Annotated in this window: 16 protein-coding genes; 4 read left to right on the top strand and 12 right to left on the bottom strand. The window is 64.3% G+C overall.

The window, feature by feature from the left end; genetic code table 11:
* Positions 1-35 precede the first annotated feature (35 nt).
* Positions 36-1,631 carry a ShlB/FhaC/HecB family hemolysin secretion/activation protein gene (locus NTD82_RS09445; protein WP_262128567.1) on the bottom strand — a complete coding sequence of 532 codons (1,596 nt, stop codon included), beginning with the start codon at positions 1,629-1,631 and terminating at the stop codon, positions 36-38.
* 1,297 nt (positions 1,632-2,928) lie between these two features.
* Here NTD82_RS09445 and NTD82_RS09440 point away from each other — a divergent pair.
* Positions 2,929-3,102: a hypothetical protein gene (locus NTD82_RS09440; protein ID WP_262128565.1), complete on the top strand. Its 174-nt coding sequence runs from the start codon at positions 2,929-2,931 to the stop codon at positions 3,100-3,102.
* Between the two features lie 159 nt (positions 3,103-3,261).
* Here NTD82_RS09440 and NTD82_RS09435 read toward each other — a convergent pair whose 3' ends face one another.
* Entirely contained in the window at positions 3,262-4,125 is an 864-nt protein-coding gene (locus tag NTD82_RS09435; protein WP_095156710.1) for a GGDEF domain-containing protein, read from the bottom strand.
* 264 nt (positions 4,126-4,389) lie between these two features.
* On the opposite strand from NTD82_RS09435, the gene NTD82_RS09430 reads away from it, so the two are divergent.
* Entirely contained in the window at positions 4,390-5,085 is a 696-nt protein-coding gene (locus tag NTD82_RS09430) for a tRNA (adenine(22)-N(1))-methyltransferase (RefSeq protein WP_305885284.1), read from the top strand.
* 102 nt (positions 5,086-5,187) lie between these two features.
* Here NTD82_RS09430 and NTD82_RS09425 read toward each other — a convergent pair whose 3' ends face one another.
* Positions 5,188-6,777 carry a hypothetical protein gene (locus tag NTD82_RS09425; protein ID WP_262128564.1) on the bottom strand — a complete coding sequence of 530 codons (1,590 nt, stop codon included), beginning with the start codon at positions 6,775-6,777 and terminating at the stop codon, positions 5,188-5,190.
* Between the two features lie 117 nt (positions 6,778-6,894).
* Positions 6,895-7,512, bottom strand: coding sequence for a LysE family transporter (locus NTD82_RS09420; protein ID WP_262128563.1), 618 nt, complete (start codon positions 7,510-7,512; stop codon positions 6,895-6,897).
* A gap of 140 nt (positions 7,513-7,652) precedes the next feature.
* Here NTD82_RS09420 and NTD82_RS09415 point away from each other — a divergent pair, with 140 nt between their 5' ends.
* The gene (locus NTD82_RS09415) at positions 7,653-8,132 is read left to right on the top strand and encodes an isochorismatase family protein (protein WP_262128562.1); all 480 of its coding nucleotides are present in this window, start codon (positions 7,653-7,655) and stop codon (positions 8,130-8,132) included.
* 64 nt (positions 8,133-8,196) lie between these two features.
* Here the strand turns inward: NTD82_RS09415 and NTD82_RS09410 are convergent, their stop codons facing one another.
* Complete coding sequence (locus NTD82_RS09410; RefSeq protein ID WP_262128561.1) at positions 8,197-9,414, bottom strand: MFS transporter; 1,218 nt, start codon at positions 9,412-9,414, stop codon at positions 8,197-8,199.
* A 128-nt stretch (positions 9,415-9,542) separates the two neighbouring features.
* On the opposite strand from NTD82_RS09410, the gene NTD82_RS09405 reads away from it, so the two are divergent.
* Positions 9,543-10,190 carry a TetR/AcrR family transcriptional regulator gene (locus NTD82_RS09405; protein WP_262128560.1) on the top strand — a complete coding sequence of 216 codons (648 nt, stop codon included), beginning with the start codon at positions 9,543-9,545 and terminating at the stop codon, positions 10,188-10,190.
* Between the two features lie 2 nt (positions 10,191-10,192).
* Here the strand turns inward: NTD82_RS09405 and NTD82_RS09400 are convergent, their stop codons facing one another.
* The 7 genes from NTD82_RS09400 to NTD82_RS09370 all read right to left on the bottom strand — a co-directional run bounded on the left by NTD82_RS09400 (position 10,193) and on the right by NTD82_RS09370 (position 18,127).
* On the bottom strand, positions 10,193-11,299 hold the full coding sequence (locus tag NTD82_RS09400; RefSeq protein WP_262128559.1) for a class II histone deacetylase: 1,107 nt from the start codon (positions 11,297-11,299) through the stop codon (positions 10,193-10,195).
* Between the two features lie 33 nt (positions 11,300-11,332).
* Positions 11,333-12,496 carry an MFS transporter gene (locus NTD82_RS09395; RefSeq protein ID WP_262128558.1) on the bottom strand — a complete coding sequence of 388 codons (1,164 nt, stop codon included), beginning with the start codon at positions 12,494-12,496 and terminating at the stop codon, positions 11,333-11,335.
* Between the two features lie 22 nt (positions 12,497-12,518).
* Positions 12,519-13,391 (bottom strand): transporter, encoded by an 873-nt coding sequence (locus NTD82_RS09390; protein WP_262128557.1) that lies wholly within the window; start codon positions 13,389-13,391, stop codon positions 12,519-12,521.
* Positions 13,392-13,524: 133 nt separating this feature from the next.
* Positions 13,525-14,502: a helix-turn-helix transcriptional regulator gene (locus tag NTD82_RS09385; RefSeq protein WP_262128556.1), complete on the bottom strand. Its 978-nt coding sequence runs from the start codon at positions 14,500-14,502 to the stop codon at positions 13,525-13,527.
* A gap of 456 nt (positions 14,503-14,958) precedes the next feature.
* A complete protein-coding gene (locus NTD82_RS09380) occupies positions 14,959-16,209 on the bottom strand; it encodes an OprD family porin (RefSeq protein WP_262128555.1) in 1,251 nt (416 codons plus the stop codon).
* Positions 16,210-16,286: 77 nt separating this feature from the next.
* Positions 16,287-17,669 carry a tripartite tricarboxylate transporter permease gene (locus NTD82_RS09375; RefSeq protein WP_262128554.1) on the bottom strand — a complete coding sequence of 461 codons (1,383 nt, stop codon included), beginning with the start codon at positions 17,667-17,669 and terminating at the stop codon, positions 16,287-16,289.
* Positions 17,669-18,127 (bottom strand): hypothetical protein, encoded by a 459-nt coding sequence (locus NTD82_RS09370; RefSeq protein WP_262128553.1) that lies wholly within the window; start codon positions 18,125-18,127, stop codon positions 17,669-17,671. Before NTD82_RS09370 ends, NTD82_RS09375 begins: the two co-directional genes overlap by 1 nt.
* Positions 18,128-18,227: the final 100 nt, after the last annotated feature.

Raw genomic sequence — 18,227 nt, 5'->3', positions numbered from 1 at the left:
ACTTACCTGTGCGAATTGGGTGTGGTTTCCGTGGCTCAGAAGCGATAGCGGGCCTGGGCGTAGACGTAGGTGCTGTCCTCGGTTTTCTCACTGAGGGGCACACCGATGTCTACGCGCAGGTCGACGCTGTCGATCGGACGGGCCAGCAGGCCGATGGCGGCGCCGGTCAGGTCCTGATGATCGTCCTGGCCAACCAGGGTTTCCTTCAACCAGACCTGGCCGTGGTCGATACGCGCGGTGGCCTGGTAGCGGTCGTTGTCCTTGAACAGCGAGTAGCGACCTTCCAGGCTGGCGGTGAAACCGTGGTCACCCGACCAGGTCGACGGCGCGTGGCCGACCACCGAGTTGAAGCCGCCGACACCCCACTGCTCGCTGGACACCAGCGAATCGAGGGAGTACTGGCCGGCGATGCGCGGGATCACCAGGAAACGCGGGGTGATCTGTTGCAGGCGAGCGATGTCGAAGGTGAATTTGGTGAACGTGTTGTCCGCCTTGGCGGCGGCGCGGCTGGACATGATCGACTCGTCGTCCATGCCGCCCAACGCTTCGCCCAGGCCGTAGTGCAGGCCGGCGGTGGCGAGGGTGCGGCCGTACAGGTCGGAGTTGTCCAGGTTCAGGCTGAAGCGCAGTTTGCGGATCTTGTCTTCGGCGGTACGCACGCCCAGGATGCTTTGCTCCAGGTCTTGCGATTCCAGCCAGGCCTCGGCGGTGATGATGCTGCGCGCCGAGCGCACGAAGTCTTGCGACACGCCCAGGCCCCAGCTCTGGTTGTCACCTTCGATTTCCAGCACGCGGTAGGTGTTGCCGACGTCGACGTTACCTTTCGAGAAGTAGGCGCGGGCCTTGGTGCCTTGGGCGTTGAGCGGCAGGCTGTAGTCGACGTAGCCGTACCACAAGTCGCCGTCGCCGATGGAGGTCAGCGCCATGACGTTGGCTTCGTCGCCGTGGCCGCTCAGGTTGGCGAACTTCAGGCTCGGGATCACGCGGGTTTCACCGGTGTCCTTGCTGCCGTAGTTGTTGACTTCCACCGCGCCCTGGACGCGCGCTGCCTCGGTGACATCGACCACCAGGTCGGTGGAACCGGTTTCCACGCCTGGCTGCAGGGTCGAACTGACCTCGATGCCAGACAGACGGTTGAGGTGAGTCAGCGAGCGCTCGACCTGTTCCAGGGTGAACGGCTTGCCGGCGACCACGCCGCCGGCGGTCAGGGCGTCAAGCACCTGCTCGTTGGAGAAACGTTTGGCACCCGTGACTTGCACGTTACCCAACCAGCCTTCGAGAACCACCAGCTTGAGGGCGTTCTGGTTGGCGAAGTCCTGGGCGGGCACCACCACCTTGACCAGGCGGTAGCCGGAGGCCTGGTAGTAGGCCTCGACCTTGGCGGCCAGGGCTTTCATTTCGACCAGGCTCATCGGGCGGCCGATATCGCCGGCGATCTGCGCGCTGAGCTGCTCGGTAGTGAAGGTGCGGTTACCGCTGAATTCCACGGCCTTGACCATCACCTGGGCTTGCGAAGCCTGGGATTGCGGGACCTGGGTGGCGGTTTCGTTGGCCAATGCTGCGTTGGCGGTCATCACGGCAAAACCGAGGGCGCACAGCAGCGCCTTCGCCGGTACGTGGGAATAGAGCATGGGAACCTTGCTGTCAGTGATTGGCGAGGAGGTTTTTAGAGGCAGGTCATTGGGTCGTCGGGATACATCCAGCATCTTTGTTTCTCTAAGCGATTGAGCACACTCGAGCCGGCGTCCTGACGGGGCCGAACATCCTTGGTAAACCGTTGGCGTTTTTCAGGCGCAAGGGCGCCCGGGCCGAAAAAAGATCAGCCAAAAAAGTTTTACGCAGGCACAGACAAGCGGCCTCGGTTGAGGCGCATGCGCAGGCGTGTAATTAGTTTGATTCTCGAAAAAATAGAACAGCATTCAGCGGCGTGATACCGCGTTGCACCGTCGCGCAGGTGAACTGCGTCGACACCCCATCGCGCCTGTTCTTTGTCAGGCTCCAAGATGGATGTTTTTCTAGGTTTTCTTGATATCTGCTCCTTTGCTCGAAGGAGCGCTCCCCTATTTCTGCTGGGCTTGAACAGCCCCCCCCCGGTCTGCGTGGCGCGTTTTAAAAAACGGATTCTTTAATGGTGAAAAACCATCGTCCGTTTGATTTTATGCTCCCCCCCGCATTCCGTCGCAGCGATGACCCATAGCAGGGTCAGAGGTAGTACGACCGCATTAATAGCGCTGTTGCGACCGGCGGTCAATGGCAATGTGACATCATTTTTTTTGACGCGGATTAATTGACGTCAGGAAGTGTAAGTATTGTAAGTGCGCTAATGGCGAAGCGAGGGGCAGGTTGTCCCTTGATCGCCTGAAGGGCAGGTGGGGCGGGGCGAGCGCGCGATTTGTTAACGCGCTAACTATTTGTAAAGCGGTAACTTTTTGCTGCGCGTGGCGCGGCTGCGGAATGGCTCGGGTGAACTCGAAAAGTTTGCGCGAATGTCTTTTGTTTGCAAGAAATAGTTGGTAAGGCCGGCCGGGTTGGTAGTCGTGTGATTTTTAAATAAGGATTTATTAGTTGGGCTAGTAGTTTGGTAAGTTGATTTTAGTTTGCGGGGAGTTGTTGAGCTTGCGTTCAGATGGTTGTTTGGTTTTTGGGGGCGTTGTTTGTTGTTTTATTGTTGGGGTTGTTGTGTTGCTATTTTTTCTGGATTCTTGGCGGTGGATGAAGGGCGAATTTTAGTTGTTGTTTGTTTTTTGCAGTTAGGTTGTGGGTGGGGAAGTTGCAAGGTCGTATTCAACGTGCACGCATCGGAAGTGCGGGCGGTCTTAAGTGGAGTTTGATGATTTTTATAGTCGTAAAGGTGTCTCGCCCCCGAAAACATGGAGCAATCCCGGGGTGAGAGAGCGACGAAGGCGTGCGTAGTGGAACGGAGTAAAAGTGTCCGCTGTTCAACGGGAAATGGGCGATGGCCTGTTCGTGAAAAATGAAAAATCGACGGCATTTATCAGCCCCGATTACGCCCGTCCCGACGTTGGAACTGTGTCCGGAAAACGGTTCAAATGGGGTGCTTGGCATCTGAATGAGTGGCTGAATATTTCCACTTATGTTTGAGCCAAAACGCGTCCGGGCATTGTTTTTATTGCCCGTGAAACCATCAGGAAAAATGTGACGCAGTAGACATTTTATGGGGGTGTCAGGCGAATACGGTATACAGCGTAATTCAAGGCCTGAGCCATTACACAGGACGCGTGGAAATACATTCCGTATGTCTTATCCCGCCGCCGAACGACGCCTTTTTACCCGGTACATATCGCTGTCCGCATGGCTGAGCAGGGTATCGGCATCCTCGCCGTCAGCGGGATAGCAGGCCACACCGATGCTGCAGGACGGCATGGAAAGCCCGTCGAAGTCGTCACCCAGCGGTTCGGCCATGACCGCGAGAATCTGCGCCACCTTTTCGGCAACGGCTTCTTCCGACGGGATATCGCTCAGCAGCACGGTGAACTCATCACCGCCCATCCTCGCCACCGTGTCCGTCTCGCGCACGCAGCGTTCCAGGCGCCGGGCAATGGCGCACAGCACGCGATCACCGGCGGCATGCCCGTGGACATCGTTGATCAGCTTGAAGTCATTGATATCCAGAAACAGCAAGGCCGCCGTGCTGTTGTGGCGCTGCGCCGTGCGCAGGGCCGATTCCAGGCGGTCATTGAACACCGAGCGGTTGGTCAGTTTGGTCAGCGGGTCGTGATGGGCGAGAAACCGCAGCTCATCCTCCGCCCGGGTCAGGGCCGTGACGTTGCGCGCGACACCGATCCGCGCCTCCACCTCGTCGGACCAGAAGGCCGCCCAGAGAATATTCACCACACCGCCGTCCTTGCGGATATAGCGGTTGCGGAAATCGAAGTGGGGTTGCCCGTTCATCACCCGAATGATCGAAGCCCGCGTGGCCGGCAGGTCGTCGGGGTGCATGTACTGGGTGATCAGGGTACCGGTCAGTTCGTCGGCGCGGTAGCCCAACAGTGCCTCGCAGGCGTCGCTGACAAAGACGATCCGGTTGTCCCGGTCGACCACGAAGACCGTGTCCAGCATCAGGTGGATCAGTTTGGGGTAGAGCGCTTTGAGGTCAACGGGCATGGTTCATGGCGTCCGATTGATACAACTTGATCATGGCCCGGCCGTGCAATCAGGCCCCGAGCGTTGTTGCAGACGTCCATGAAGTGGCGAGTGTCGCCTATCGGCTGGCCATTTGGAATGGGTTGGCCAGCGTCGCCGGTTGCAACCCGCGCGCCGATCGCCGCCAAACCAGCACCCACCATTTGAAATACCCGGCATTGCCCGACAGAATTGCCCCCGATCCGGCCAAGCGCGCCGGACGCTTGTGGTGAAAAAGGGGCGGTAGTGAACGAACAGACATTGTCCAAGCGCCTGGAGCGCGTGGCGGCGCAGGTGCCAGCCGGGGCGCGGCTGGCCGATATCGGCTCGGACCACGCTTATCTGCCGGTCGCGTTGATGCGCCGTGGCGCCATTGCGGCGGCGGTGGCGGGCGAGGTCGCGTTGACGCCGTTTCGTGCGGCCGAACGCACGGTTCGCGAGAACGACCTGCAACACGGCATCACCGTGCGCCTGGCCAACGGCCTGGCGGCGATCGAGGCGGGGGACGGGATCACGGCGGTCAGCCTGTGCGGCATGGGCGGCGAGACGATTCGCGACATCCTCGCCAGCGGCAAGGCCCACCTGAGCGGCGAGGAACGCTTGGTCCTGCAGCCCAACGGCGGCGAGCAGCCGCTACGGCAATGGCTGATGGACAACGACTACCGCATCCTCAGCGAAGAAGTGCTGCGGGAAAATCGCTTCGACTACGAAATCATCGTCGCCGAGCGTAGCGGGCCGGTGCTGTACAGCCCCGAGGAACTGTACTTCGGGCCGTTGCAGATGCAGGCGCGCAGCCCGGCCTTCCTGGCCAAGTGGCAGCGGTTGTTGCGGCTGAAGCAGCGCACGCTGGTCAACTTCGCCCAGGCCCGACAGGCCGTGCCGGAAGAGAAAGTGCGGGATTTGGCCCGGCAGGTTCAGTGGATCACTGACCTGCTGGGCTGAGGGTCAAGCATCCAGCGCCATTGCTCGTGGGTGCATGTTGGACGATTTAGGTCGCGGCGTTTCGCGAGCAAGCTCGCTCCTACACCTGTCCGCTGCACGTTGCTAGCCGCGGATCTCCGACGTATTGGACTGCAATCCCCACTCACTGCGCTTCGACGTCAACTGTGCTTCGAGAATCGAAACCCCGCGATCCCTCAACGACGCCCGTTCCTGAGTGAACGCGTCATTGAGCAGACCCAGCAGGTTACGCGACTCGGACGTCGAGGTCGGCGTGCTCACATCCGCTTCCACCGCACCATTGATAAAGGTACGAACACGCTCGTTCTGGCTAGCCTGCTGAGTCGCGGTAGCCTCGATCAGCCGGTCTTTCTTGTCGTAGGCCAGGCGAGTGCTGCTGCTCGATTGATCGTTGATCTCGTGATAGCGGTAGTTCTGCGATGCGTTATCAGTGCCAAGCGCCAGCGCCACCTCCGGGTTGAGGCTTGCGTGGTAGGCGGCTTTCAGGCTGGCCTGCTGGTCCTGTTGGACCGAGCGGGCGGCCTCAGCAGTGCCACGAACCGTGGTCGACTGGGAAACCTTGTAGTCGAAGTAGTCAGTCTCCGACAGCCGCATCGGGTTGACCTGCTTGACCTCCTGGCTGATCGAGGCGCTGAAGTCGGCCAGGCCGCTGAGCAGCACGCGGTCGTTCTTGCCCAACACCGAGGTGCGTTCGGTGGCGGTCTTGGCGCCATCGTCCGCGCTGTTGAGCTGAACGAAGGCGGCCTTGAACAGGTTCGTCAGGTTTTCATCACCCTTGCCCCGGCGCTGCGCCGTGTCGAACTGGGTCAGGTAGTTCTGGATCGCCGCCTGGCGCTGGGCATCGTTACCCAGCAGCGTCTTGTCGCGGGTATCGAGGTTCAACTGCACGTTGCCGGAAGGGCCTTGCAGGCTCAGGGTGCGGGCGCTGTCGTCCAGGCTCAGGTTGAAGCGCTGCGGTTCGCCGCTGGCGGTTTCCAGCTGGGCGCTCATCTGCAAGGAGCTGAACAGGCTCGGGTCGAGCTTGACCAGGTTACCGAGGTCCAGGCGCGGCGGATCTTCGGTCAGGCCATTGATGGCGCCTTGGAAACTGTCAGCCAGCGCAGCCAGGCCCTTGAGTTCATTGTCAGTGAGCTGGCCGCCCTCAACCTGGGCGCTGACCGCCAGGCCTTTCTCGTTGCTGGCCAGGGACAGGGTGACGGTGGCGCCGGAGGCGCTGGTCAGGGTCAGGCTGACGGCGTTGGTCGGGTTCTCGCGCAGGCCGTTGCCTTGCAGTTTCAGTGCCTCGGCGCTGGGCTGGGTGCCTTCGGTGAAGGTGAACACCGATTGCGAAACGGATTGCCCGCCATTGGCCGCCAGTTGCTCCAGCAAGGCCGCGCCGATGCCCTGGAAGCGGGCGCCGATGGAGGACGACTGGATGCTGCTGATCAGGCTGATGCTGAGTTTGTCGAGGTTGTCTTGCTCCAGCGCGTAGCGGACCTGCGACGCGCCGAGGGTGCCTCGCGAGGTGTAGAGGCGTGCGTCCTCGTTGCTGTTGGGGCTCTGCCCAAGGCTGACGGTGGTGCTGGGGATGGCCGTGACCGCCTCGACCGCGTTGATGCTCTCGGTACTGACGGGTGCCGGCTGGGGCGCAATGTACACGGGGGAAATGCGCAATCCCGCGATGGTTGGGCTCATGATCGGTAGCCTTTAGTTTCCATACTGGTTCAGGCTGTATCGGCGGCGATCCCCAGAGCTTGAAGAAATTCGTCGACCTGCCGGTTTTCGCGAGACTGTCAACGGCCGCGAGCGCTATTAGCGCATGGCCGCCAGCTTGATCCCGAAGCCCACCAGGCAAGCGCCCGCCGCGCGTTCGAAGAGGTTGCTGATGCGCGGGTTGGCGCGCATGCGCTCGGCCAGTTTATGGGTCAGGACCACGGCGATCAGGCCGTAGAGGAAGGTCACCACCGCGACGGTCGCGGCGAGGAAGCCGAACGTCACCAGGCCCTGGTGCTTCACCGGGTCGACGAACAGCGGGAAGAAGGCCATGTAGAACATGATCGCCTTGGGGTTGAGCAGGGTGATCATCATGGTCTGGCGCAAGTAGTGGCCGTTGTCCATGCGGCTTTTGCGCGGTGCGGCGCCGGGTTTGCTCAACAGCATGCGCAGGCCCAGGTACGCCAGATAGGCTGCGCCTACCCACTGCACCAGGTGGAAGGCCGCCGGATAAGCGGCCAGCAGCGTCGCGACGCCGGCGACTGCCAGCCACAACAGCACCTGATCACCGAGAATCACCCCGCAAGTCGCCGCCAGGCCCGCCTTGATTCCGCCTTTGCCGGTGGCCGTGATCAGGGCGAAGTTGCCGGGGCCGGGGATGGCCAGGACGATGATGAACGCGATCACGAAAGCGCCGTAGTCGGTCACGCCGAGCATGGGGGAATCTCCTGTAGCGGATGGAAAAAGCCGAGTGGGGCGTAGCCTATCATCCGCTGCAGGTATCGAGGGGGCCCAGTGTGTGTGGCACGCCACTGGCGATATACTCCGCGCCCTTCATTCACCTTCGAGGGCCGTCCATGCGCCAGGTGCTACTCATCGTCGATATCCAGTCCACCTTCAGCCCGCCCGAGTGGCTGGTCGACCGGGCGCGCTGGCTGTCGGCACGGTTGCCGGCGATCGCCTCGGTCGAACTGCATGATGAGCAGGTCACGCCGTTTCAACGCCAGCTTGGCTGGCACCCGGCGGCGGAAGACGAGTGCCTGGTCGAGGTTGACCGGGTGTTCGTCAAGCACGGCTACGGCCAGAGCGCCGAAGCCCTCGAGTACATCAAGCAGCTTGGGGTGGAGCGGGTGCTGGTCTGCGGCATGCAGACCGAAACCTGCGTGCTCGCTGCCGGCTTCGCGCTGTTCGATGCCGGCCTGAGCCCGACGCTGGTCACCGACCTGACCGTGGGTTCCTCGCTGGACCGCTCGGGGCGGTTGGGGATTGAGCTGTGGACCCATCATTTTCGCGAGGTCATTACGACCGCGCAGGTGATGGAGGAGTTGGCTGGGTGAGGTGCGCCGGGCATGTCCGACAGGTTTTCGCGAGCAAGCTCGCTCCTACCGCGCGACAGCGATCTCAATGCCCCGCAACCACCCCAGCCTCAGCCCGCCTCGGCCCCGGAGTAAACCCATGGGCCCGGGCCCCGCGGGCGATGGCGAAAGCGAGTCCCAGCAACACCAGCATCGCCCACGGAAACGCCTCGACGCCCCAGCGATCCAGCAACACCCCACCGGCCACGCCGCTCCCCGCAATCGCGCTGTTCCACGCCACCACGTTGAGTGACAACGCCACATCCGCGCCATCGCCCGCGGCGTCCGCCAGGGCGGTCTGCAGGAGTGTCGCCGCGCCGCCGAAGCTCAGGCCCCAGACCGCCACGCCGAGGTAGATCACTTCAGGCACGCTGCCGAGCACGCCGAATACCAGCGACACCAACGCGAAGGTCGCCAGGCTGGCAAGGGTGGTCACGCGCAGCAGCGGCTCGACCAGCCGGGCGGTCATCCAGATCCCGGCCAGCGCGAAGATGCCGAACACCAGTAGCACCAGGTCCACCCGTTCCGCCAGCCCCGCTGGCGCCACGAACGGGGCGATGTAGGTGTAGAGGATGTTGTGCGCCAGCATCCAACTGATCACCACCGCCAGCACCGGCCGCACCCCCGGCGTGGTCAGCACCGCGCGCAGCGACCGGCGCTGGTGCGCCGGCTGCGGCGGGTAGTCGGGGACTTTCACCAGCACCCAGACGATCAACGCCAAGGTCAGCGCCGAAATCAGGCCAAAGGTGCTGCGCCAGCCGACCAGCCCGCCGAGCCAGGTGCCGAGCGGCACGCCGAGGGACAGGGCGATCGGCGTGCCGACCATCGCCAATGCCAGCGCCTTGCCCTGTTGCTGCGGCGCGACCATGCGCCGCGCATAACCGGCCAGCAGGCTCCAGGCCAGACCCGCCGAGACACCGGCGAAGAAGCGCGCCACCAGGGTGACGCCGTAGTGCGACGACAGCGCGGTGATCGAGTTGAACAGCAGGAAGCCGACGATGGTCAGCAACAGCACCTTGCGCCGGCGCCAGCCACGGGTGGCGATGGTCATGGGAATCACCGCCAGCACCGAACCCAGCGCGTAGGCGGTGACCATCTGCCCGGCCATCGACGGGGAAATCGCCAGGCCCTCGCTGATCAGCGGCAACAGCCCGGCGGGCAGGGTTTCGGTGACGATGCAGAGAAAGCCGGTCATGGCCAGGGCGAGCAGGGCGCCGACGGGCAAGCGCTCGGGCGCTGCCGGCGAGGGAAGTGAGGTGGTCACGGAGAACTCCTTGAACAAGTATTTCGATTTGGATACCAATCGATACAAATGTTGGCGGTCGCTCCCGTGCGTTGTCAATGATTTATGTATCGAATAGTATCTAACTCGTTTTCCAGAGGATTTCCGACATGGCGAAAATGGGCCGTCCCCGCACATTCGATCGCGACCAAGCGGTGGACCAGGCGCTGCACCTGTTCTGGCAGCACGGTTATGACGCGACCTCGCTGACCCAGTTGAAAGCCGGGCTCGGCGGCGGGATCTCCGCACCGAGCTTCTACGCGGCGTTCGGTTCGAAGGAGGCGCTGTTCAACGAGTGCGTGCAGCGTTACCTGACGAGCTACGCCCAGGTCACCGAATGCCTCTGGGATGAATGCCTGCCACCGCGCGAGGCCATTGAAACCGCGCTGCGCCAGTCAACCTGCATGCAGTGCGAGGACGGTCATCCCAAAGGCTGCATGGTGGCGCTCGGCGTGATGAGTGCGCCGAGCCCGGAAAATGCGCGGGTGACGGAAGCGCTGACGCAGTCGCGGCTGCGCACGCGGGCGGGGTTCGTGGCCTGCGTCGAGCGAGGGATTCGCGACGGGTTACTGCCGGAGGCCACTGACGCGCGGGTGATGGCGACGGTGTTCGACAGTTTTCTGCAGGGGGTTTCGATCCTCGCCCGGGACGAGGTGCCGCATGCGCTGATCGAGGCGGCGATCCCCAGAGTGATGACCACCTGGGACGCGGCAGCGCAGTCCAGCAAGGGCCTGCAAGGCAGGCCCCGTCCAGACTGACGTCAGCGCTTTTCAGCCATCTCGTCCACCAGCCGCCGCTGGAAGGCCGTCACGGTGGCGCTCGGCTGTTGCAACTGCACGAACTCCAGCATCGGGTCGTTGACGTCGGTCCTGATGCCCGCCAGTTCCTCGATCGCCGCCAGTCCGCAGAACGGCACATACGCCTCCGAATAGCCCCCTTCATGCACCAGCACCAGCCGCCCGTGGCATAGGCGCTCGGCGGCTTCGCGCACTTGCCGGGTCATTTCGCGGAACGAGTCGCTGTGCAGCAGCATCCGCGCCAGCGGGTCGACGGCGTTGGCGTCATAGCCGCAGGCGACGACGATCAGCTCCGGCTCGAAACGCTCCAGCGCCGGGATCACGATGCGCTGCATGGCGTGCAGGTAGGCGTCATGTCCGCTGCCGGGCGGCAGCGGGATGTTGATGTTGGCCCCCAACCCCGCGCCGCGACCGCGGTCCTCTTCGCCGCTGTAGCCGGCCGGGAAGCAGCCGTCCTGGTGCAGGGAAATGGTCAGCACATCGCCGCGCTCCTCGAAGATGGACTGGGTGCCGTTGCCGTGGTGCACGTCCCAGTCGATCACCGCGACCTTGCCCAGGCCGCGTTTGGCCTTGGCCGCCTCGACGGCGATGGCGATGTTCGCCAGGAAGCAGAAGCCCATGGCGCTGTCGGCCAGGCAGTGGTGGCCCGGTGGTCGCGACAGCGAGTAGGCGTTGTCCACTTCGCCGGCCAGCACGGCGTCGACCGCGGCCATGGCCAGGCCGGCGGACAGTTGGGCGATCTCGTAGCTGCCCGGACCGATGGGCGCGTGCGGCCCGAGTTCGCCGCCGCCGGCGTCGCTCAGGGCCTTGAAGCGCTGCAGGTACTCGGCGCTGTGGACGCGCAAAAGATCCTCGTCCGTGGCGCTGGCGGCACTGCGCACCTGCAACTGGCGGGTCAGGCCGGAGACGTCCAGCAGGCTTTTCAGGCGGCGCTTGGTCTCCGGCGATTCGGCATGGCCGGCGGCGGCGGGTGGCTGCACCCAGCCGCCGACCGGCAGGGTCAGGGCATGCAGGCCGGCGCTGTGCCAGAGGCTGAGTTCATCGAAGAAAAAAGCAGTGGTTCGGCTCATGGTCTTTCCGTTCTTTCAAGGTAATGGGGCGGCTCAGGCGTTGGTGCGGCAGCCGAGAATCAGCAACAGGGAGATGAGGGTTACGCCGGCGGCGCTGATTAGCAGCGGCTGGAAACCGCCGCTGCTTTCGATCAGGCGGCCGGCGATGGCCGGGCCTATCGCCAGGCCGCCACCGATCACCAGGTTGGAGGCGTTCATCAGTTTTCCGGAGCGGTCCAGGTCCGCCAGGCAGGCGAGGATCAGCGGCAGGATGAAGGTCCAGGTGAACTTGAACGCCAGCGCCGCCAGGGCGAGCCGAGCCAGTGGCGGCTGGCCCAGCAACAACAGCACCGCGCCGGCCATCAGGCCGTAACCCAGCAGCAACAGCAGCACGCGCGGCAGGCGGTCGCCGATCAGCGAGGCGCAGCCGGCACCGACGATGCCCATCACGGTGGCGATGGCGAGCACTTCGCCGCTGGCGTCGGCGGAGATGCCGGCGTTGGCGCTGATGGCGCCGATAAAGGTCCAGACGCCGCTGAGGCTGATGTAGAAGCTGAGGATGCCGAGAATGCCCAGCGCGACTTTCCACTTCGCCGCCCGTGGACGCTCATCGACGCTCTGCTGCGCACTCGGCGCACCTTGGGGGAAGAAGCGCGCCAGCGGCAGGAACAGCGTCATCAGTACCGCCAGGGTCAGGTAGCAGGCCGCCAGTCCGTAGTGCTCGAACAGCCGGGGCAGCACGCTCAGGCCGATGGCGCCGACCACCAGTTGGCCCATCACCCACAGGCCATAGACCCGGCTCGGATTGGCCGTGGACGCGGCGCTGGACAGGCAGATGATCATCAGCGAGCCGCCGGCCAGCGCGCTGCAAAAACGCAGGGCCAGCAGCGCGCTGTAATCCTGGGCCCAGATCGACAGCAGGTTGGCGCCGATGAACAGCACGCCGGCCAACACCGCCGCGGTACGCCAGTTGACGCGCTTGAGCCACCAGAACGCGGGCAGGGTGGCCAGGCTCATGGCACCCAGCTCGGTGGAAAACAGGTCGCCGATCTGCGACGGGCTCAGTTGCCATTGCGTGGCCAGTTGCGCGGCGACGGCCGGCGCGGTCATGAGGATGGTCGGGGTGATCGCGGCAAACAGCACAATGGCCGCGAGCAGCGCCAGTTGCGAGGAGGCGAACAGGTTGCCGCCGGACAGCGGCCTGGTCTGGGTGGTCATGGGCAAGCTCCGGGACAGTCGATCAGAACACGTGGACCAGACGCAGCAAGGCGTCCGCGCCGTGGTAGCCGTTATCGGTGGCGACGTTCTGCGAGAGGCTGAACATCAGTTGGTTCTGCGGGTCGAGCCAGTGGCCGACCTCGAAACCGACCTGGGTGTAGCGCTTGTGGGTGTCGTCGATGCGCTGGTCGTTGATCCGCAGTTCGCCGCCATCGGCGTGGATCAGCCGCAGCGCGCCGTAGGTGGCGGGGGTGAAGTCGTAGGAGGCGAAGGCTTGCAGGCGGTAGAGCGGATCCTGCTTCAGCTCGGCGCCGAAATAGTCGTCGTTCTTGCCGTAGAGCTGGGCTTCGAGGTTGGCTTCCAGCACCCACTTTTCGCCGATGCCCTGGGTGTAGTTGTAAACGAAGGTGGTGCCCCAGCGGTTGGCGCCCGGCGACACGTCGGGGTTCTGCCCGTGGTACTCGCCGACCGGCAGGGTGACCAGGGTCAGCAGGCCGCTGTAGGTGCGCGAGGCCGGGTCGTTGATGAAGAACAGCGTGCCGCCGACTTGCGGGTCGCCGAAGCCGCTTTCGCCGGTGTGACCGCTGGCGCCGGGCAGGCGGGCGTCGATGTCGGCGAAGGGCACGATGAATTGCGGCGTGCACAGGGTGCCGCAGAGGTCGGTGAAGAACACCTGACGATAGGCCACGGCGTTGACCTTCAGCTCGGCCTTGCCGGTGCTGTCGGCCGGGCCGTGGAAGTCATTGGCGCGGGTCGCCGGCAAGTACAGCACGCCGAGGCTGGTGCCGGACGGCGCGCCGAAAAAGTCCCGGGCGTTGAGGTCGGCGGCGCTGGCCTGGAGGCTCAACAGGCCGCCGGTGACAGCGGCGAGGGTGCGGAGGAGGGGGTTGCTCATGCTCTTTTCGTCTCTTCTTCGAGGGGTTGTGTGGCGAACGGCTCGCCGGTGCCGGGCAGTGGCAAAAAAAAGGCAAGGGGGTGCCGTCGCCGGTAAAACCGGCGAATCGGTCAGTGCGGGTCAGCGCTGTGGATCAGTCAGGTGGCGTGTGCAGCAGGTGGGCGATGCGGGTTTTGTCGTTGACCCCGAGCTTGCTGTAGATGGCGCGGATGTGATGGCGCACGGTGTTGGGCGACATGCCCAGGTCGCGGGCGATTTCCTTGTACGTCCGGCCTTCGCCGAAGCCCTGGGCCACGGCGTTTTCACGGGGGCTGAGCTGGACGAAGACGTTGCGCCCACGGGCGGCCAGCAGGAACAGGTCGCCGACCGCCGAGGCTTCGACCTGCAACCGCTTGCCGTCGTAGCCACGGGCGTCCATGGGCACCGGTAGCAAGGGGCCGCTCCAGTCCGGCCACTCGTTCAGCAGCAGATCGACGAAGCCGCGCTCGGCGCAATGCAAGGTGCCGCGCTGGTCGCACACCGCCAGGGCGAGGTTGCGCGAAGGCGTGAGCATTTCGCGCTTGGCGACCAGCGTGCGGATATGGTTGGCCGACACCGCCGCCACCAGGTGCAGCATGATGTTGTCGAGGATTCGGCAGTCCTGCTCGGTGAAGCGCGGTGCGCCAGGGGCGCGATACAGGGCGAGGTGGTCGCTGAGGTGGGTTTGCGGGTCGATGTAGACCACGCACAGCAGCTCGCCGATGCCGTAGGTTTCCCCGAGCCAGTTGAGCCCGGCGCCGTTGGCGGGGTCGCGCATGTCGACGATGACCGTTTGCCCCGGACGTTCGTGGACGCGGTGGATGGTCACGTCGGTGTGGCGAATGGATTGCCAGTCCGGCAGGTAGCTTGGCGCCAGGTTGTAGAGGTACGAGCTGTGCTCTTCCGGCATCCCGTCGATCAACGCCGCGCGGCCCCACCAGGCGCTGGTGAACGGCAGCACCTGGCTGATGCTCGCCAGGGCGGGCTGGTGGAAATGTTCGATGTCGTTGTTTTGCGCCAGGCGTTGCAGCTCCAGCGTCATCGCGCTGAATGCCCCGAGGAGGCTGGCAAGGCTGTGTTCATGACCGCTCATGGGTTTTATTACCTCTGTGCGACTTTTCTTATTGGTTTCGTCACGGAGTCAGGGAGGACCGGAGCGCCGCGTGGACGTTGGCAGGGCCTGGGGGAGAGTGTCGGTGGATTGGGGCGGGATCACTATCCTACAGATGCAGGATGGAGGGGGAAGGTTGTTGGTCGGGGCGGGGGATTTGTTGTGGGTATCTACACATCTCGCCGGCAAGACGCAGAACCTGTAGGAGCGGCCGTTAGCCGCGATGGGCCGCAACGCGGCCCTGAATCCATCCAGCACACTGTTTCTGGCGGGTTGGGGTCTCACATTCAGGGCGCCTGAGCGTCGAAAGTGAGACCGGATATAGACAGCCACCTCGTGCAGGATGGTTTTGGGGCCGCGTTGCGGCCCATCGCGGCTAATGGCCGCTCCTACAGGTTCCGCGTGTTGCCTGTGAGATATGCAGATACCAACGCTGAATCACAACACCGAAAGCGGATAACTCACGATCACCCGATGCTCATCGAACTCATTGCTGCTGAAGTCCCGGCGCAAGGTGGAGCTGCGCCATTTGATGGTCAGGTCGCGCAGGGACCCGCTCTGGAGGGTGTAGGCCAGTTCCGTCTCACGGCCCCATTCCTTGCCGTCGCGCACCGCGCCGATATGCACGTTGTCGCCGCTGATGTAGCGAGTCATCAGTTGCAGCCCCGGCAGGCCTTCGGCGGCGAAGTCGTGGTCGTAGCGCAGCTGCCAGGAGCGCTCGCGGGCGTTGTCGTAGCTGGAGTTGAAGCTGTCGTTGGCCAGGCTGGTGCCCGCGGTGCCGTTGACGCGCATCCAGCCGGTATCGCCGCTGACCCGTTGCAGGCCGAGATAAAAGGTGTGCGCGCCGGTCCGCGCCGACAGCATCAGCGAGCCGGTGCGGTTGTCCATGTCACCCGCCAGCGAGCGGCCGCTGTCCTGGCCGACGAACCAGCCGAGGTTGGCTCCCAGGGTCCAGTTGCCCACGACCTGGCGGTGGATCAGGTTGTAGTACTGCTGGCGGTAGATGTCTTCGAGGTCCGAGTGCCAGACTCCGACCTGGGTCGCCTTGTCGTTGAACAGGTATTCCGCGCCGACGATGTCCAGCCGGTCCGACGTCGCAGCGGGCCGACCCGCCATGAACATATCGTCCATGCTCGCGTCGTTGCGCGGGCTGTTGCCGCGGAAGCGGGCTCCGTAAAGGGTCAGGTCGGCGATCTCGCGGGAGGTCACCTGTGCGCCCTGGAACGTCTGTGGCAGCGAGCGGCCGTCGTCCGAGCGCAGCACCGGCAGCATCGGCGACCATTCGCCGACCTTCAGTTCAGTCGCGGACAGCTTCGCCTTGAGCGCCACGCCCAGGCGGCCGAAGTCATCGGCCGGGCGGCCATCGTCGTGCACCGGCAGCAACTGCGTGTTGGCCGTGCCGCGACCGCCATCGAGCTTGACCGAATACAGCCCCAGCACGTCCACGCCGAAGCCGACGGTGCCCTGGGTGAAGCCCGATTTGGCGTCGAGGATGAAGCTCTGGGTCCATTCCTCGGCCTTGCTTTGCGGGAACGCCGGGTCGACGAAGTTACGGTTGATGTAGAAGTTGCGCAGGGTGAGGCCGGCCTTGGCGTCTTCGACGAAACCCTGGGCCTGGACGGCGCCGGAGCTTAGCAGCAGGCAGGCGCAGGCGGTCGGCACGCGGCGAGGGGTGCAAAGGATATTCATTGTTGTTGTTCCTTTTTTGCGGGCGAGTAAAGCCACGCAGCCAGCCCGGGCTGCGTGGGTCGTGAGGGGGGATCAGGTCAGGCGAACAGCGCGACGATGGCCGGCACGCTGAGCACGGCGGTGTAGTAGCCCATGAACTGCACACCGATGTTGAAGCCGATGAAGCGGTAGAGGAATCCGCCCAGCAGGCCGATGGTGAGGATCACCAGCAAGCCGAGCAGGCCGCCTTCCCACAGGCCGATCACCAGGATCAGGCCGACGAAGGTAGCGATCACCGCCTCGTGGCTGATGCGCCGCGACACGAACGAGGCGGCGCGGTGGGCGAAGTTCATCGAGAACGGGTACGCGATGAGGATGGCGATGACCACCGCGAGCATGCCGAAGGCGAGGAATTCCCAGGCGCTGAGCAGGTTGTGCAGGTTGTTCACCTGGCCGGTGGCGGTGTCCACGGTAAACCGCGGCGGTGCGTTGAACAGCGGCGCGGCGGGGCCGGCGGCCACCGGGCTCAGCGGCAGGCCGAAGGCGATCAACGGGATCAGCGCCTCGGCAATGTAGGTGGATTCGGTGACGCCGTTGCGCACGGTGATTACCGAGGTCAGACGGTGGTAGGCGTGCTTGATGCGCGCACCGACCACTTCACCGAGGATCACCGTCATCGCCACCGGGCTGAACACGAAGGTGGCGCTCGACACGGTGGCGGTGACCAGGGTCCAGCCGGCCTGGCGACGGTCGAGGACTTTCAGCGGGTTGGGGAACCAGCCGCCCCAGCCTTTCACGTCCGGCGACAGCGAGAAGGTCCGCGGTTCGTTGCGCTTCATCCGCGCCCGTTCCGCCGGGGCAAGCATGGCGAACAGTGCAGCGATCAGCGGGCCGATGGCGATGCCGAGGAAGTAGCTGACGCTGAGCTTGACCCCATGCTGGCCGGTGAGGGTCTGCAGGGCGATGATCACCAGCACGAAGGGCAGCAGCGCCAACACCGAGGCCCAACGGCCCGCCGAGAAGTAGGCGATGGTGGTGGCGGCGGCGAGGAACACCCACGGCGCGGCCTGTTTGATCGCACTGCCGAACGGCGCCAGCAGCACGGCGAACAGCACCGCCAGCGGCACCGCGACCAGCGCGGCGATCACCGCGCCGGAAATCATCTTGCGCAGGGCAATGTGCGGCACACCGAGGTTGCGCAGGAAATTCGCCTCGCGCATCAGCGGCGTGGCCATGGTGTCGCCGGGAATCCCCAGCAGCGCCGTCGGCACCGCGTGGGTCATGTGCTTGGCCACCGCGCCGGCGAGGAAGAAGGTGAACACCCCGGCGGCGGGCACGCCCAGCAACACCACCAGCAAGGTCAGCGGTGCCAGGGTGGTGGTTTCGTCGCTGCCGGAAATCAGGCCGATGGCGGAGAACACCACGGCGCCAATCACGCCCATCAGGGCGGCAATCAGGATCTGGTCGAACAGGGCGTCCATCAGGCGACACCTCCCTTCAGGGCCGCGCCGTGCGGGCGCGATTGGGGTTGCTGCGGCGCAGGGGTTTCGGCGTCTTCGAAGAGGCGATCCAGGCCCAGCTCACGCAACTCGGCGAGCACTTCCGGGGGCAGGTCGGACATCTGGCCGAGGCCGCCGTATTCGGCGCGCAACTCTTCGATGACCTGCAGGCGCCACGCCGGGTCGGTGACGTGTTCCACCACGTTGCGCTTGGGCTTGAACAGGCAGGCGCTGACCGCGCCGCCGACCAGCGAGCCGAGGATGCCGAGCAACATGGCGTAGGCGCGGGCCATCTGGTCGGACTCGACCCAGCCGGTCAGCAGGTGCTCAGCCAGAAAGAACGCACCCAGGCTGCACGCGGCGCCGACGGCGATGGACGCCATCAGGTGGCGGCTGTCGACGGTGTCGCCCCAGACTTCATAGAGGTTGTCGTCAGCCATGGTTGGCCTCCGGGCGGAGGCGGTGCAGGCGGCATTCAGGTTTCATTGGAATTCTCCTGCCCTTGCGGGCTTGTTGTTTTTGTTCGGGAGCAACGTCGGT

The organism is Pseudomonas sp. 5P_5.1_Bac1 (assembly GCF_025466015.1).
GTDB lineage: Bacteria > Pseudomonadota > Gammaproteobacteria > Pseudomonadales > Pseudomonadaceae > Aquipseudomonas.
The sequence above is the reverse complement of the archived record's forward strand: the minus strand, read 5'-3'. Positions and strand labels throughout refer to the sequence as shown.

What these genes read in the sequence shown, in the direction of transcription:
- NTD82_RS09445 (WP_262128567.1), bottom strand. Translation starts at nt 1,631, where the DNA reads ATGCTCTATTCCCACGTACCGGCGAAGGCGCTGCTGTGCGCCCTCGGT.
- NTD82_RS09435 (WP_095156710.1), bottom strand. Translation starts at nt 4,125, where the DNA reads ATGCCCGTTGACCTCAAAGCGCTCTACCCCAAACTGATCCACCTGATG.
- NTD82_RS09425 (WP_262128564.1), bottom strand. Translation starts at nt 6,777, where the DNA reads ATGAGCCCAACCATCGCGGGATTGCGCATTTCCCCCGTGTACATTGCG.
- NTD82_RS09420 (WP_262128563.1), bottom strand. Translation starts at nt 7,512, where the DNA reads ATGCTCGGCGTGACCGACTACGGCGCTTTCGTGATCGCGTTCATCATC.
- NTD82_RS09415 (WP_262128562.1), top strand. Translation starts at nt 7,653, where the DNA reads ATGCGCCAGGTGCTACTCATCGTCGATATCCAGTCCACCTTCAGCCCG.
- NTD82_RS09405 (WP_262128560.1), top strand. Translation starts at nt 9,543, where the DNA reads ATGGCGAAAATGGGCCGTCCCCGCACATTCGATCGCGACCAAGCGGTG.
- NTD82_RS09400 (WP_262128559.1), bottom strand. Translation starts at nt 11,299, where the DNA reads ATGAGCCGAACCACTGCTTTTTTCTTCGATGAACTCAGCCTCTGGCAC.
- NTD82_RS09395 (WP_262128558.1), bottom strand. Translation starts at nt 12,496, where the DNA reads ATGACCACCCAGACCAGGCCGCTGTCCGGCGGCAACCTGTTCGCCTCC.
- NTD82_RS09390 (WP_262128557.1), bottom strand. Translation starts at nt 13,391, where the DNA reads ATGAGCAACCCCCTCCTCCGCACCCTCGCCGCTGTCACCGGCGGCCTG.
- NTD82_RS09385 (WP_262128556.1), bottom strand. Translation starts at nt 14,502, where the DNA reads ATGAGCGGTCATGAACACAGCCTTGCCAGCCTCCTCGGGGCATTCAGC.
- NTD82_RS09380 (WP_262128555.1), bottom strand. Translation starts at nt 16,209, where the DNA reads ATGAATATCCTTTGCACCCCTCGCCGCGTGCCGACCGCCTGCGCCTGC.
- NTD82_RS09375 (WP_262128554.1), bottom strand. Translation starts at nt 17,669, where the DNA reads ATGGACGCCCTGTTCGACCAGATCCTGATTGCCGCCCTGATGGGCGTG.
- NTD82_RS09370 (WP_262128553.1), bottom strand. Translation starts at nt 18,127, where the DNA reads ATGGCTGACGACAACCTCTATGAAGTCTGGGGCGACACCGTCGACAGC.